Source organism: Polycladomyces zharkentensis, from assembly GCF_016938855.1.
Lineage (GTDB): Bacteria > Bacillota > Bacilli > Thermoactinomycetales > JIR-001 > Polycladomyces > Polycladomyces zharkentensis.
The window spans coordinates 430,453-445,880 of the sequence record NZ_JAFHAP010000008.1; the positions used below are offsets into that span (position 1 = coordinate 430,453).

Sequence of the window (15,428 nt, forward strand, 5' to 3'; positions counted from 1 at the left end):
ATGGTGAATCGAGAGGAACCCTTTTCCCCAAGTGCAAGTTCATCAATTGGAAACAGGAGGGATTCATGTGAGCGAACAACGGGTTGCCGTCGTCACGGGCGCCAGCAAAGGATTGGGCAAAGCAATCACTTTGCGACTGGCAAAAGGCGGTATCACCGTCGTGGCATGCGCACGCAGTGAAGGGTTGTTACAGGAACTGGCCCGGATGCATCCGGATCGGATCCTTCCGTTTGTCTGCGATGTCACCAACGAAACGGATGTGCAGGATGCGATCGCCTACACCGTGGAAACATGCGGTCGATTGGACATCTTGGTCAACAACGCCGGATTGGGCCGGTTCGCTCCCGTTCACGAATTGTCCGTAGAAGATTGGGATGCCATGATGAACGTCAACCTCAAAGGCGCCTTTCTCTTCTCCAAACATGCGATCCCCCATCTGATCCGGCAAAAGGGGCATATTGTCAACATCTCCAGCGTCGCCGGAACGGTCACCTTTGCGGGAGGCGGCGCCTACTGCGCTTCCAAATTCGGCCTGATGGCACTGAACGACGTGCTGACGCAGGAATTGAAACCGCATGAAGTGAAAGTGACCGCGATTTGCCCCGGTTCGATTAAAACGGAGTTTTTCGGGGGTTCCGTCAAACCGTACTACCTCGAACCGGAACACGTCGCGGAAACGGTTTGGCATGTGGTGACTGCACCGCCCGGCGTCATTTACAATCAGGTGATCATGCGCCCACAGGTACCGCCGACAGAGCAAAAGAAATGAAAAAGGACGCGGATCAACCGCGTCCTTTTTCGCTCTCTCCCGCTGCGTCGGTGGGAGTGCCGATCGGGAGCTGCACCGCAAACGTCGTTCCTTCGCCCACTTTGCTGTTGACGGTCACATTGCCGCCATGGGCGTTGACGATATGCTTGACGATCGCCAAACCCAATCCCGTTCCCGCCTGCCCGCGGGTCCGAGCTTTGTCCGCTTTGTAAAACCGTTCAAAGATGAACGGCAAATCCTCCTCCGGGATACCGGAGCCCGTATCCTGCACGATGAGGCGAACGGAACCGTTGGTCCGCATCGCCTGCAACGACACCTTGCCACCCCGGGACGTATGGCGGATGGCATTGTCCACCAAATTGGTCAACACTTGCTCCATTTTGTCTTCATCCCAATAGACGGTCGGCAGATCCGGCTCCACTTCGCCCGTAAGCTGTACACCTTGTTCCCGGGCAATCGTGTGGAATTTGCGCAACAGACGTTCCACCAATTCCGACACCCGCAAACGGGAGCGCACAATTTCGACATGTCCCGCTTCCATCCGCGCCAAATCCAGCAACTCCCGTACCAAACGTCCCATGCGTAACGATTCGTCATGAATCACCTGTACCAATTCACGCCGTTCTTCCGGTGATTGGGCGATATCGTCCAACAGTGCCTCGCTGTACCCCTGGAGCATGGCCAGCGGTGTGCGCAATTCATGGGAGACGTTGGCAACGAAATCTTTGCGCAACTTGTCCAAACGGCGCTCATCCGTCACATCGCGCAATACAGCCACCACACCGCGTACCTGTTCGTTGGCGTACAGCGGTGCCATCACCACCGCCCATGTACGACCGTGCGCTTCGATATCGCCGAACTGTTCCAGTTCGTCTTCGACCACCGTCTCGAAAATCTCCCGCAAGGGCAACGGTAACCGCTCTTTGGGATCGTCCGAAACGGTTTCCTCCATTTCGTCAGCCCACGCGGACAGGAATTGTTCAGCCGGCGGGTTGGTGAGCACAATACGTCCATTGGCATCCAGCGTGATCACCCCGTCGGCCATACTGCGCAAAATACTGGCCAACTGTTCTTTTTCATGGGAGAGCGCGCGGACCAGCTCCTCCAACTGCTCCGCCATACGATTGAATGTCGCCGCCAAATCCCCGATTTCATCCCGTTCATGCTGACGAACGGGAACACGAATGTTAAATTCTCCTTCAGCCATGCGTTCCGCCGCTTTTTTCATCTGCTTCAGCGGTTGGGTGATCCGGGTGGAAAGGAAGAAAGCAAAAATGGTCGTCAAAAAAAATCCGACAATGGCGGAGTAATAGATCCACCTTTTGATGTCCGTTTCGCTTTGCAGTTGATTCTGCGTCCGGTAGAGCACCACTGCTCCCTCAATGCGGGACCCTTTTTTCAGCGGTACGGCCACCATCAGGATGTCCTCTTTAAACAGAGGAAACGGCATCCCCTCGCCTTCCTCCACGAACACCCTGTCTTTCATGACGACCGTTTCTCCGCGCAACACGCGATCGATATCCGTCTTTTCCAGAAGCTGTTGCCAAGGAACGTTGGCGATGGTGGGCGAAACGCCGATCGGCTCGGCAGCCCCGTCCGGTCCGAGGACAATCATATACGTATCGAACAACTCCGAGATCCTCAGCATGTCACTAAGGTATGTCCCGCGTTTCGCCCCTTTTTTCTCCAGATCATGCTGGATCTTGTGCGCCAATGCCAACAGGCTTTCCTGTTGGCTGTGTTGGTGGGTCTTTTCCACCTGGTCGCTCAGGAACGCACTTAGCATCACCAACAGCAACGTGACCAAACCGATGATGGTCAGCCACAACTTACCGACAACACTTCTCCAAATCAATCCTTCGGCACCTCGAGCTTATACCCCACGCCCCACACGGTTGTGATCATCTTGGCCGCTTTTGCGGAGGCGCGGTTCAGTTTTTCGCGCAATCGTTTGATGTGCGTGTCCACAGTGCGCAAGTCACCGAAAAACTCATACTGCCAAACATCGCGCAACAATTCTTCCCGTGTGAACACTTTGTCCGGTGAACGTGCGAGATAATGGAGCAGCTCATATTCCTTGGGCGTCAACTGCACCGTTTTGCCACCCGCACGCACTTCGTGCGCATCATGATCGATCGTCAGATCGGGGAAGACGATCACATTGTGCGTCTCGGTGTCCGTTTTCAGATACGCAGTAGCCGACGAACGGCGCAAAACCGCTTTAACCCGATGGACCAACTCGCGTGGGGAGAACGGCTTCACCACATAATCGTCCGCCCCGGCCTCGAACCCCTCCACCCGGTTACCCTCTTCTCCCCGGGCGGTCAGCATGATGATCGGGGTCGCCTTTTTTTTGCGAATGCCGCGGCAGACATCCACTCCGTCCATCCCCGGCAGCATCAGATCCAGCACGATGAGATCGTAATCGGTTTCCAACGCCTTGGCCAAAGCGGTTTCCCCGTCCTCCGCCTCCTCGATTTGGTACCCCTCCCTCTCCAGATACATGGTGAGCAATCGGCGGATGCGATCCTCATCATCCACGATCAAAATACGTTCCCGCTTTTCCATTAACCTTCACCTCACTGGCACAACCTCTTCTTTCACGGATTATGCATAAGAATGGAGGCCGGCGATCACCAGGTTGATCACAATCAGATTCAACATGATGATGACAAATCCGATCACCGCCATCCAGGAGGACTTCAGCCCGTGCCAACCACGGGAAAGGCGCAAATGCAGATAGGCACTGTAAAACAACCAGGTGATGAGCGCCCATACTTCTTTGGGGTCCCATCCCCAAAAACGCCCCCATGCTTCCTGGGCCCATATCATGGCGAAAATCAGGCCGCCCAGCGTGAAGATGGGGAATCCGATGGCGATGGCACGATAGCTGATTTCATCGGCTATCTCCAACGAAATGTTTTTCACCATGGGATAAAGCAGCTCACTGATCCGTCTGCGTGCCGCCAACCGGATCAAACCGTAGAGAACCAAACCGGACAACACCGACCAAATCACCGAGTTAAACTTGCGGGCCGCTTCCTGTCCCTGCATCCAGGACGGCGCTTCAAACAACGGTTGCGTCATCCCCAAAAATGGCTGCATCCGCAACACTTCTCCGCCGTTCGGTCCCACGATTGGCGGCATTTCGTACACCTGCACCAATTGCTGCCCTTCAAAGGTGTGCTGGATCTCCGCATGATAACCGGCCATCGAAAACGCAAAGCTGGTGAGGATAAAGCCGATCAGCATCACCAACAGGAGAAGGGTTCCCTCCAATACGGCAGCACCGGTGGTTCCCCGTTCGTGACCGACAGCACCGATCAGATAAATCAAACCGGCCACGAATCCGACGATGAACGCTCCTTCCCCCAGTGCGGTGGTGGTGACGTGGATGAACAGCCAATAACTTTGCAACGCCGGGATCAACGGCTCCACTTCCCGCGGAAACACGGAAGCGTATGCCAACATGATCACCGCGATCGGCATGGCAAACGCCCCGAGCACAACCGTCCGATACATGTAGAAAATGACAATGAACGCAAGCACGATCGTAAACGAGAGGAACGATGCGAATTCAAACATGTTGCTGGTGGGAAAATGGCCGCCGATGATGATCCGCGTGATGATGAACATCACTTGAAACAACACGCCCACAATGGTGAGCATGATGCCCAACCGGGACCATCGCCTTACGTGAACCTCTTCACCCGTACTCCACTTTTTCCCCACGATGGCGATGACAAACACGACCGAAGCCAACACGTACAAAAAAAACGTACACAACAGCAGATTTTCCATTACTTTTTCCCAAACCATTTTTCATCACTCCTGCCCAAGCTGGGTCAAAGACAACTTCAGGCCTGCCCGTTCAGCGATCTGTTCCACCTCGCGTTTCAGTCCGAACCAGTTTTTATTGGTATGAGCGCCCAAATACAGTCTGCCCTCGTGCCAACGCAGCCAGACCCGTCGATGTTGCCAGTAAAAGCCCATCACCAGACCGATCATACAGACCGCCGCGCCGAAAAAGATGACAGGCAAGCTTTTGTCCACGCGTACCATCAGCCCGGACTGGTCAACCACCTGCAACCCGGTCATATTGATGTCATACCGATTGTTTCGATTGATATCGTCCAGGTTGGTCTGCGCAATCATCCAGGACTTCTCACCCTGCTTCAATTCCGGCGTGATCACCTCAAAAACGAAAGCCGGACGGTTGGGAAACTCCGATTTGGTCGCCGGTCGATCCCCTTCCATCGTAAAGTCGGGGAAATAGTTCAAAATCCGCACGGTTCCCCCGTTTTGAAGCGGATAGGACTCTTTGGGGTGATACAGATTGACGGTAAACGTACCGACGCTTTTTTTCGTCTTCTTATCCGTCACCGTCATCTGCAGCGATACGGGCTGGTTGGGCTGAAATCCCGACTGGAACAGCATCAAACCCTTGTATTCCATCGGATGATTTACCATGATCATCTTGCGTGATACCGGTTCCAATCGCCCGGTCTGCGGATCTTGCCGCATCAGCGTGATATCTGATTTGTACTGTTTCACGGTCGGTTGGGCATTCTCCTTTTTGCCCGGCAGTTCTTTCGGATCGTAGAACTCCACTTCCGCCTTATTATTCTTCACATAATAGGGCATCTCCGGCACCTTGGCCATTTCGCCCTCACGCACCCATACAAACTGGTCCAGGTACCAACCGGGTACCAAGCGCAACAATGCACCAAACAAAAAGAGAATCAGCCCGATATGATTGATATAGGGGCCCCAACGGCTGATCCGTCCTTTCTCGGCCAGCAGGGCATGTCCTTCCCGGCGCACGTGAAAGCGCCGGTTTTGCAATTGGCTCGCCAACCGGTCGAGCAATGCATCCCGTTCTTCTTCAGGTACTTCCAGCGTATGACTCACTTTTTGGCGGGAAATAAACGAGAGGTCCTTGGTCACTTGCTGGTTTTTCAACGCTTTGTACAGCGGGATCACGCGATCCAGGCTGCATACGACCAATGAGATGCCGATCATGGCCAGCAAGGTGACATACCACCATGAATCATACATGCTGGACAGACCCAGCTTGTAGAACCACTCACCCCAAATTCCGTACTGCTCCACGTAATATTGAGCAGGATCGGGTGACGGCACATAACGCTCCTGCGGCAAAATCGTACCGATCGCCGAAGCGATCAGCGTGATGAGGATCAGCACGATCGCCACTTTTACCGAAGAAAAAAAGTTCCACACCCGGTCAAACCACGTCGTTTGATAGGTTTGGGACCGGCGGGCCTTCCCCTCATATCTCATCTCCAACGGACGCTTCTCATCGTTGTCCTCTTCCAGCGGCTTTCCGCAGTACTCGCACAGTATGGTACCGACGGGGTTATTGTGTCCGCATCTGCATTTGGTGTTTTCCATCTGATCGACCCCCGTTACGGCATTGAATCCCTTCCTATATTATAATCGTGACCATTTTTTGCACCCTTTGGCCAATTTGAAGATTGTTTGAAAGATCTAGAGATCCAACAAACGCTTGAGCCGCTCCAGTTCACGGGGCTTCAGCTCACGATAGGTTCCCGGTTTCATCGATCCCAGTGTCAGAAAGGCGATCCGCGTCCGGATCAGATGAACCACCGGGTGCCCGATCGCCTCGCACATACGGCGGACCTGACGGTTGCGCCCTTCATGGATGACGATCTCCAACACAGTGGTGTTGCGACGTTCCTTCACCCGACGCACTTGGGCCGGAGCGGTCCACCCGTCCTCCAGCCGAATCCCGCGGCGCAATTGATCCAACTGTTCCTCCGACGGATGACCTTTTACCGTGGCCAAGTAACATTTATCCGCCTCGTATTTGGGATGCGTCAGCCGGTTGGCCAGCTCCCCGTCATTCGTCATCAGCAACAATCCCTCGGTATCATAATCCAATCGTCCCACCGGGTACACCCGCTCATCGATCTCACGGAAATAATCGGCCACCGTTGGGCGTCCCTGCGGATCGGACATGCTGGTGATCACACGAAGCGGTTTGTAGAACAAAAAGGTCCGCTTCCGTTCCGTCATGATCGGTTTGCCGTCCACTTCGATCCGATCCAGCGCCGGATCCACCTTTCTCCCCAGCTCCGTGACCGTTTCCCCATTGACACGAACCCGTCCGTCCAAAATCATGTTTTCGCATTTCCGACGCGAGGCCACCCCCGCATGCGCCAAAACCTTTTGCAATCGCTCCATCATTTCACCTCAATAGTCATCTTATCCATCCGGAACGGGATTCACAAGGCAGGCGAAAATGTGTCACCAAAAAGACCAAAAAAAAAAGACGCCGTCAAGGCGAGATCAGACAGCTTCTATATGAAACAGCGGAAACCGTTCAGCGCTTTTTCCCTATTCCTCAAAATCGGTGCTCGCAACCTTTCCTGAGCAGAATGAAAATGGCCGTCTAAGGTAAATGGATCGTTTTGATGTGCTGTAAATTCCAATACACCGTTTCCCTTTCCGCTGTGACAAGAGCCAGCCTGTTATTTCCGACCTTCTGCACAAGTCCGATTTTTTCACTGTTGTCCCCACCATCGATGACCACAATATGATTCTCCAATTTTTTGCATTGCTCTTCAAAGGTCCTGGCCAATGGAATGGAAGTGGGGTTGACGGGAAGGTGCTGATGGCTCAGTGAATAAGGCGTTGTCTCTTGATTATTGTAGGGAATCAGCCATTTGACATGGTGCATGGAAATAAACAATGTTTTGTACGCGGGAGAATAAAAGACAAAGTAGTCATTCATGATGCTGGTCAAATATCCATGAATCGATTTGTTCCCCGTCACGTATATTTGAACAAATTGTCCTTTGGCGTTTGTTAATATTTTACGAAATGAAATGGATTCACTGGCAAGCGGTATTTCCGGTTGAGAGACAAACGGGAGTGTTTCATCCATTGTGGCTTCCTTCAACCGCTGAATATGAACAATCGGAATATAGAAGAATTGTTGGGTTTTGTTATTGTATACAACAATGATATCCAACCCGATATCAAGCAGGGTGCCTTTGCAGAAATTTTTCCCTGATATCTCGATATCTATATATTTTCCAATAAGATGCTGATAATCACTCATTTGAATTCTCCTTTCTTCCCGCATGAGACTAAAACAGCCAAGAAACCCAGTAATACAAGACAACCAACGTAACCAGCGTTGCAGGTGGAACGACCAAAAGCGTAATTTTTACATACTGCCCCCACGTAATCTTGACTTTTCCGCGTTTTACGATATGCATCCACATCAACGTCGCCAGCGTACCTATGGGAAGAAGTAACGATCCCATATCGCTTCCGATGACATTGGCGAGATAGGAGATTTTTAGGGTGAGCGGGTCGAGATGCATATTGGTTAACGTGAGTGTTCCAACCATCAGTGCAGGATGATTATTAAATATATTGGACAGAAGAGACAGAAGCACCCCCATCATCACACTCGCATGCAGCAGGCTTCCGGAAACCATGGGTTGCATGAAATGAATGAGCCACTTCGTTAACCCTATGTTATGCAAGCCGTAAATGATGACGTACATACTGAAGGCGAAAATGAAGATATACCAAGGCGTTTTTTTCAGCATATCGGTCGGGGATATCTTGAAGTAAATCCATCTCCATCCCAACAAGATGAGAGAGCCGATGACCGCCATGACAGAGACGGGAATCCCAAAATAAGAAGCGACAAAGAGGCTGATGCGGACGGCAAACACGAAAATGAGGATGTTGCGCATAAATCGGGAACGTTCCTTTTCCGAGGACGATGAAGCGGGCATTTTGAGCGGATGATAAGTTGGATTTGTGAAGCCGATGACGGTAGTAGGGACCACTCTTGGAAGGACTTTGTAAAAACGAAGAAACAACAGCAGAACCAGGAACAACAATCCAAGCGTGGCGGGAACAAACATCATCGCCGTATGCATATACAAATCCATATGCACAATTTTCAGTGCGATTAAATTCACAATATTACTTACTCCAATGGGGGCGCTGGAAGCAGTTGCGACCAAAGCACCGGACAACAAATACGGTATTTTTTCATGGTTTTTCAATCTCATGTTATTCAGCAAGAACAGCAAAATCGGTGTCGTGATCAAAATACTGCCATCATTATTGAAGTAAACCGTCATGATAAAACACAACAGGTTGACATACCAGAACAGGCGTATGCCTGATCCTCTCGCTTTGGCAGCAAGTTTCTCCGCCATCCAGTGAAAGAATCCAAAGCTTTCCAAGACAGTGGCCATCACGATCGTTGCCATAATGGTGATGGCTGCACCGCTGATTGTTTCCGATATTTGACCCAGCTCTGAAACGGAAACACTTCCACTGAGCAAAACAAGAATCGCACCGATCGTGGCTGGAACCGCTTCATTGATCCCGCCGGGTCTCCAAAAAAGAAAGAAAAGCGTAGCCAAAAAAGAAAAAACGGTCATCCAAACCATGGGCTGAAACATGTTTTTACTCCTTTCATTCCAGCAAATTGTTTATGATGAGATACACGATGTAACCTCCTCCGTGTACACGTGTACTGGTCGGCAATTGTCGATCTCTTCCATCTATCCTTTCTATCAATCTGTACTATATGTATATGTATCCGGACAAGAAAAGCGCTGGGCACGTCCCTGTTCTTTCACAATTCCACTAAAATCTAGCAACGTCATCTCCCGTTTATCCCGTGCTTGAAAAATAGATTTGCGTGGAACCGCACAACCAAACAAAAAAAAGCACCTTACTTACAGCGAAGTAAAGTGCTTTACCTGAAGCCGTCTGAAGTCCGGGGTACCCGCCGGAAATACGCATGGGTTATTTCAAAGGCGGAAACCGATCATGGAGTACCATGGGCAGTCGTTCACTCTCCTGCCGGTTCAACGGTGATAACCGTATTCCGTCCCTGTTGTGTCCGATGAAGATCCGGTAATGATGGGAACCTTTGCTCGCGGGGATGACTTTGGGAGCGTGTTCCGATACTTTGGTTGTGCCATTCAATCCGATCGGTTGGATGCGATCGCCGGGTCAGCGCATGCCATCCCTCCGGCATGACTCAACCATACACCATCACCACTATGAACCAGGACGCCAGCATCCCCGCCAAGTCGGCCCACAATCCCACCTTGACGGCATACAGCGTGCGCCGGATGCCAACCGCACCAAAGTAAACGGTCAGCACGTACAGCGTCGTGTCCGTACTTCCCTGCATCGTGGAAGCCAGCCGCCCGAGAAACGAATCCGGCCCATATGTACGAAAGATGCTTTCAACAAATGCCAGTGAACCGGCACCACTAATCGGGCGCAACACCGCGAGCGGAATCACTTCCTTCGGGAAATGAATCCCATCCACCAATGGCGACAATAAGCGTAGGTAAAAATGAAGCGCACCTGTTTCCCGAAAAACGGAAACCGCCACCATCATTCCGACCAAGTGGGGAATGAGCTGAATCGCGGTGGGGAAGCCTTCCTTGGCCCCTTCCGTAAAACTTTCATACACCGGCACTTTGCGAAATGTGGCATACAGGGGAATGAACGCCAAAATGGCAGGCAACATCAGCTTGGACAAAAAAGAGACAACTTCGACCACTTTTTCATCCCCCCGTTTATTTGATCCAATATGTCCCAGGGCGTAACCGGTAAATCCTGTCCAATCGCTTTGCCTGTTCGCTCCACCTGCATCCTGCAAGGAAGCAGGGCCGCTCCTGGCGGAGCGCAGGACGCGAGCAAAGTACGCTGCGCTTAGCGGAAATTGCCCGCGAATTCCCATTTCTGCGCTTCCCGGATCTTCGTTCAGCCTGGCTTGGTAAGTCACTGCCGGGAAACATTGTCCCTAACGGACTTGCTCATACACATCCTAGTGACCGGACCGTTTCTCCCATTGACTGCGATAGAGGCGGTCCACCAGGATCGCCGTCAGTGTCGCGCATCCGGTTGCAAACAAGGTCGTTCCGATAATTTCCGTCGGATCGACCGATCCGTATTTCATGCGAATCCCGATAATCGTCGCCGGAATCAGCGTAAATCCGGAGGTATTCAGGGCGAGCAGGGTGCACATGGCCGGGGAAGCCGTTTTTGGGTTTGGGTTGAGCTTCTGCAATTCTTCCATCGCCTTGATGCCCATGGGGGTGGCCGCATTACCGAGACCAAACAGGTTGGCCGTCATATTGGACAAAATGTAACCCATCGCCGGATGATCCGGCGGTACCGACGGAAACAACACACGTACCAGCGGCCGCAGCAGCCGGGCCAGCTTCTCCAACAGCCCGGCGTCCTGTGCGATCCGCATCATCCCCATCCAAAACACCAAAATGCTGATCAGGCCGATACAGACGGCCACCCCTTCCTTGGCTCCCTTCAACGCGGCGGACGTGACCAGATCCAATCTCCCCTGCAGGGCGGCAGCCACCACTCCGCTGGCGATCATGAACATCCATATGTAATTAACCACTGCCCCCCGCCCCCATTCCCATCAGGTTCCGAAACACGTCCATCCATTCGGAAAAGACGGAAGGCTCGTCTTGATACCGTGTCACAAGCGGAACCGCACCGACGGGTTGGCCGTTCACCAGCACGCGGACCGTCCCCACACGCAGCCCCTCGCGATCCATTTTTTTCAGCGGATAGGAAAGCACCGGTTCGACAGATACTTGATGCCGTTCCTCCTCCGTCAACGGATAAACGAACGGTCGCTCGGCGGTCACTCGCAACACCAGCTCTCCTTTTTTCTCCCCTTTTACCGTCTGGAAGGCTTGCCCCTTTTTCACCAGCTCGACGGGATGGAAACGCTGAAATCCGTACTCCAGCAATTGCATCGAATCATTCCAGTCATCGGGTGCGTTCAACGTAACGGTCACCAACTGCCTGCCATTCCGCGTGGCGGAAGAAACCAACGTTCGACGCGCTTTTTTGGTGAATCCCGTCTTGACCCCGTCCGCGCCTTTGTAAAATCGGAGCATCTTGTTTTTGTTATACCATTTGCGGTGCCATTCTTCTCCCGGCCACGGAACGGTTTTTACCTGCGTCCTGACAATTTCCCGAAAAGTGGGGTTTTTCAACGCATAAGCGGTCAGCCGCGCCAAATCTGCAGCGGAGGAATAATGATCCGGTGCATCCAGTCCGTGCGGATTGGCGAAATGGGTGTTTTCCAATCCGAGATAGGCCGCCTTCTCATTCATCATGTAGACGAACCCTTCCACCGATCCGCCGACATGCCGGGCGATCGCCACCGCCGCATCATTGCCGGATCGGAGCATCAGGCCGTACAACAGATCCCCCATCCGAATCTGTTCACCCGCTTTCAGGTAAATCGACGAACCTTCCACACCGACCGCCTCGGGAGGAACGCTCACCTTGTCGGTGAGACGGCTGTTTTCAATCGCCACGATGGCCGTCATGATTTTGGTCAAACTGGCGATTGGCAAGCGCTCATCCGCATGTTTGGCATATAACAGTCGACCGGACTGCACATCGATCATCGCCGCCGCATAAGCACTCACCCGGGGCTCAGACGAGCCCCATCCCCAACCGAGCGAGCCGATCAGTCCGATGATCAAAAGGATAAACGCCCCACCTCTGAAATGCCGCATAACCCTCCCACCCCAACCATGGTTTGTACACATTTATATGCCGGTGGGACAGGGATATGAAAAAAGAACAACAAAAAACACCGCCCGCTTTGCCGGAAACGGTGTTTCTTCCGTTATATATCCATACGGGGAGGTTCGCATCCTCCTTGTTTGTCCCTTTTTTTCAACGTGTTTTGCACACGTTCCACCAAACCGGGTGCAAAATCGATCAAACGGTCAAACAGGTGCGTGTTGCCGTCCATATTCAATAAACGCACCCCTTTCTCCCCCACCACGAGGAACGCCACCGGCGTAATCGAAACTCCGCCGCCGCTGCCTCCTCCGAAGGGCAATTTGCCCGACGACTGACCGTTGCCGCCTTCCCGTTGTTGTCCCTTGTCCCCTTGGGAACCGTCGTCGGCATAGGCGGTGTCGAATTCGCTCCCGCCCGCCGCAAACCCGAAACCGACGCGTGAGACGGGAATAATCACACTGCCGTCCGGCGTTTCCACCGGATCCCCCACGATGGTATTGACATCCACCATTTCTTTCAGGTTTTCCATGGCGGTTGACATCAGTCCCTGAATGGGATGTTCAGCCATGTTTCGCTTCCCCCCTTACCCGGAAATTGAGCAATAATCGTATACCGGCAAGGATAGCGTGCCCGATCCGAAATCGCACTATGCATTGGAAATCGGTCTCCAGATACGCCTTGTCAAACACCGGGTCCACCTGGATCTGCGGCGGACGTTCCCATTGCACATAAGCACCGGCCACCCCGACGACCGTTGATTTCACTCCCCAGGCAAGGCCGGTCAGCACGCCGGTTTCCGCCGCGTCCCCCGTTCCGATCGCCGAGCGCCAACTCAGGCTCTCCACATGAAAGCGCCTCAGCAGGCCGCGTAACCATAGATGCAAATGATGGACGTGTTCCCTGAGCCAAACAAATTGCCGGTGCATGCGCCGGAGTACACCCCACGACAAGCGTTCCTGCCAACGCCTCCGACTTTGACGGACGGTTGCCTTAAGGTTCAGCTGCCATTTTCCGTCTTCCGTCATGCCGAACAGCTGGAGTGATGGCACTGTCCATCGCAGACGGAACCACTTCCACCACCGGAAAGTAATGTTGATCCGGTCGTCCGTATGTACACGCTTGTATTGAATGTGACAGCGAACCGTTGTCAAGCTGAGTAAAACCACCATCACGCCCAAACCAAGCAAGATCCACAACAGCGTATTCATTCCTCGATCCTCCTGCCGTCTATTTTTAGCTTGGGCATTTATTCCTGTTTGCATACAATTGAGAACCGCTCGTCTTGCGTTTTATGAACAATTGAAAAATGAAGCAAGAAAAGTCGTGCTGAATTACACACAGCCGTTGATGCAAATGGATGGAAACCGATCAAGGTACCGGCAGTCACATCCGACACTCGCTTTCAACCCAATCCGAAAGGGCCGGGTTTTCCGGCTCGCTCATCATCATCGATAATTAGGGCCATATCCATATGAAAAGGCGCGGAATGTCCCGCGCCAATGAAATGTATTTGCATGACAAAGTTTCCCACGGTACCGCACCCATGACGCCTATCCGGGCGACCGTATCCCATTCTTCCGGACAATGGGCGAGCAAAGCGTCCCATACGAATCGGCAGTGGTCAATATCTGGACAAGGCACAACAGAGAAGTGCGAACGAGGAAAAGAGCAGTCAAACCTTCTTCGTCAAGGCAGTCCGCTCCGCCTCGATTTCCTCCAAAGACTTTCCACTTGTTTGTGGTGCCCAAATGACTCCTATCAAGCCACTGACGATAAGGAATCCGGTGAGAATCCAAGCCAACGTTGTGAACCCGGTGGCCGTTAGCACTGGTACAAACAAACTCCAGATACCAAGTCCGATTCTGATGACGGCGAAAGCCAAGCCTTGGGCCGTACTGCGAATCATGGTCGGAAACAGTTCAGAAGACCACAGTTGGAAGAATGCTTGTTGACCAAAACCACTCGCAAAGCCACCCAAAAACACATGCAGCAAAGCAACAACAGGCGTTAACGGAAAGAGCGCCAGAAGTGACATGCCGATCACTTGTATCAAGGCACTGACTCCGAACAAAACGCGCCGGTTAACACGATCACTCAAAGGCATGAAGATGAGCGCAGTGCCAATGACTCCGAACAAAAATCCCAAGCACTGCATGAACACGCTGGTCGCCTGACTGTTCCCCCCCACTGTTTCCAAAATGTATGGAAGGAAAAATCCGGACGTCCCCGCTGTGAGATTCCAAATTCCGTACATGGAAATCAAAAAGACCAATGCGCCCAAGTGCGGTTGGGTGAAAAGATCTCGATAACCATTTGCCACGCCAAAATTCTTGGACACAGTCCCCGCCACAGTGGATTGCACTGAAGTAGCGGTTTCCACAGCATTCTGCCAACGTACCGATTCGACCATGCCGCGACGCAATAACCACGTGACGATTGCAACGACAAAGAGATGAGCAAACAACAACCTTGCACCCAAGATCCCCAGCGGAGAAAGCACCAAGGACAGCAACAGACAGACAATCGGTCCCATGTTCCACAGAACTTGCGCCATACCACTCAGCTTTCCGCGTGCTTTAGCTGGCGCATATTCTGCAATGATGGTCCATGATGCGGGGACATCTGCACCAACGGCCAACCCCACAATGAAATAACCGATGGCTAACATCCAGGCATTGACGGCAAAGATGATCCACAACATACCAAACGCATAAACCAACAAATCCCAAGAGTAAATTCTTTTTCGACCAAAAAGGTCACAAATTCTCCCGCCAATCAGGGCTCCGATCCCGGCCGAGATGGCATTTGAACTAAAAGCGGCCAACAGTCCGAGAGCGGTGTTGGACATGTGAAAATAGCTCTGCCAGAGACTCAAACTGGCTGCTCCCGCCACAATCGAGCCTGAGTCGATGTAGTTGGCCATGGAAGCCAATAATGTCCACTTCCACTGCTGTTTTGAGTTTTTCGGGTCCTCGAGACTAGCCACAGTACCTGCACTCTTCATAACGACACCCCCAAACAAATTTTTATTAAATATTCTGTATTTATT

14 protein-coding genes are annotated in these 15,428 nt (G+C 52.4%); 1 reads left to right on the top strand and 13 read right to left on the bottom strand.

Annotation, left to right across the window (positions count from 1 at the left end; genetic code table 11):
• Positions 1-67 precede the first annotated feature (67 nt).
• Positions 68-769, top strand: coding sequence for an SDR family oxidoreductase (locus JQC72_RS09370; protein ID WP_205495018.1), 702 nt, complete (start codon positions 68-70; stop codon positions 767-769).
• Between the two features lie 13 nt (positions 770-782).
• Here JQC72_RS09370 and JQC72_RS09375 read toward each other — a convergent pair whose 3' ends face one another.
• The 13 genes from JQC72_RS09375 to JQC72_RS09435 form a co-directional block, all read right to left on the bottom strand.
• Complete coding sequence (locus JQC72_RS09375; protein ID WP_302104666.1) at positions 783-2,624, bottom strand: ATP-binding protein; 1,842 nt, start codon at positions 2,622-2,624, stop codon at positions 783-785.
• Positions 2,621-3,337 (bottom strand): response regulator transcription factor, encoded by a 717-nt coding sequence (locus tag JQC72_RS09380; RefSeq protein ID WP_205495020.1) that lies wholly within the window; start codon positions 3,335-3,337, stop codon positions 2,621-2,623. Before JQC72_RS09380 ends, JQC72_RS09375 begins: the two co-directional genes overlap by 4 nt.
• A gap of 39 nt (positions 3,338-3,376) precedes the next feature.
• Entirely contained in the window at positions 3,377-4,588 is a 1,212-nt protein-coding gene (gene ccsB / locus JQC72_RS09385) for a c-type cytochrome biogenesis protein CcsB (RefSeq protein ID WP_205495022.1), read from the bottom strand.
• Between the two features lie 6 nt (positions 4,589-4,594).
• Entirely contained in the window at positions 4,595-6,181 is a 1,587-nt protein-coding gene (locus JQC72_RS09390; RefSeq protein WP_205495024.1) for a cytochrome c biogenesis ResB family protein, read from the bottom strand.
• Positions 6,182-6,277: 96 nt separating this feature from the next.
• Complete coding sequence (locus tag JQC72_RS09395; RefSeq protein ID WP_205495026.1) at positions 6,278-6,994, bottom strand: pseudouridine synthase; 717 nt, start codon at positions 6,992-6,994, stop codon at positions 6,278-6,280.
• Between the two features lie 208 nt (positions 6,995-7,202).
• Positions 7,203-7,874 carry a YwrJ family protein gene (locus tag JQC72_RS09400; protein WP_205495028.1) on the bottom strand — a complete coding sequence of 224 codons (672 nt, stop codon included), beginning with the start codon at positions 7,872-7,874 and terminating at the stop codon, positions 7,203-7,205.
• A 28-nt stretch (positions 7,875-7,902) separates the two neighbouring features.
• Positions 7,903-9,246 (bottom strand): arsenic transporter, encoded by a 1,344-nt coding sequence (locus tag JQC72_RS09405; protein WP_205495030.1) that lies wholly within the window; start codon positions 9,244-9,246, stop codon positions 7,903-7,905.
• 587 nt (positions 9,247-9,833) lie between these two features.
• Positions 9,834-10,367 carry a spore maturation protein gene (locus JQC72_RS09410; RefSeq protein WP_335342436.1) on the bottom strand — a complete coding sequence of 178 codons (534 nt, stop codon included), beginning with the start codon at positions 10,365-10,367 and terminating at the stop codon, positions 9,834-9,836.
• 267 nt (positions 10,368-10,634) lie between these two features.
• Positions 10,635-11,228 (bottom strand): nucleoside recognition domain-containing protein, encoded by a 594-nt coding sequence (locus JQC72_RS09415; RefSeq protein WP_205495032.1) that lies wholly within the window; start codon positions 11,226-11,228, stop codon positions 10,635-10,637.
• Entirely contained in the window at positions 11,221-12,366 is a 1,146-nt protein-coding gene (locus JQC72_RS09420) for a D-alanyl-D-alanine carboxypeptidase family protein (protein WP_205495033.1), read from the bottom strand. The genes JQC72_RS09415 and JQC72_RS09420 overlap by 8 nt, the downstream gene beginning before the upstream one ends.
• A gap of 113 nt (positions 12,367-12,479) precedes the next feature.
• Positions 12,480-12,947 (bottom strand): GerW family sporulation protein, encoded by a 468-nt coding sequence (gene ytfJ / locus JQC72_RS09425; protein WP_205495035.1) that lies wholly within the window; start codon positions 12,945-12,947, stop codon positions 12,480-12,482.
• Complete coding sequence (locus JQC72_RS09430) at positions 12,940-13,587, bottom strand: DUF2953 domain-containing protein (protein WP_205495037.1); 648 nt, start codon at positions 13,585-13,587, stop codon at positions 12,940-12,942. Before JQC72_RS09430 ends, ytfJ begins: the two co-directional genes overlap by 8 nt.
• Positions 13,588-14,051: 464 nt before the next feature.
• On the bottom strand, positions 14,052-15,383 hold the full coding sequence (locus JQC72_RS09435) for an MFS transporter (RefSeq protein WP_205495038.1): 1,332 nt from the start codon (positions 15,381-15,383) through the stop codon (positions 14,052-14,054).
• Between the last annotated feature and the right edge of the window lie 45 nt (positions 15,384-15,428).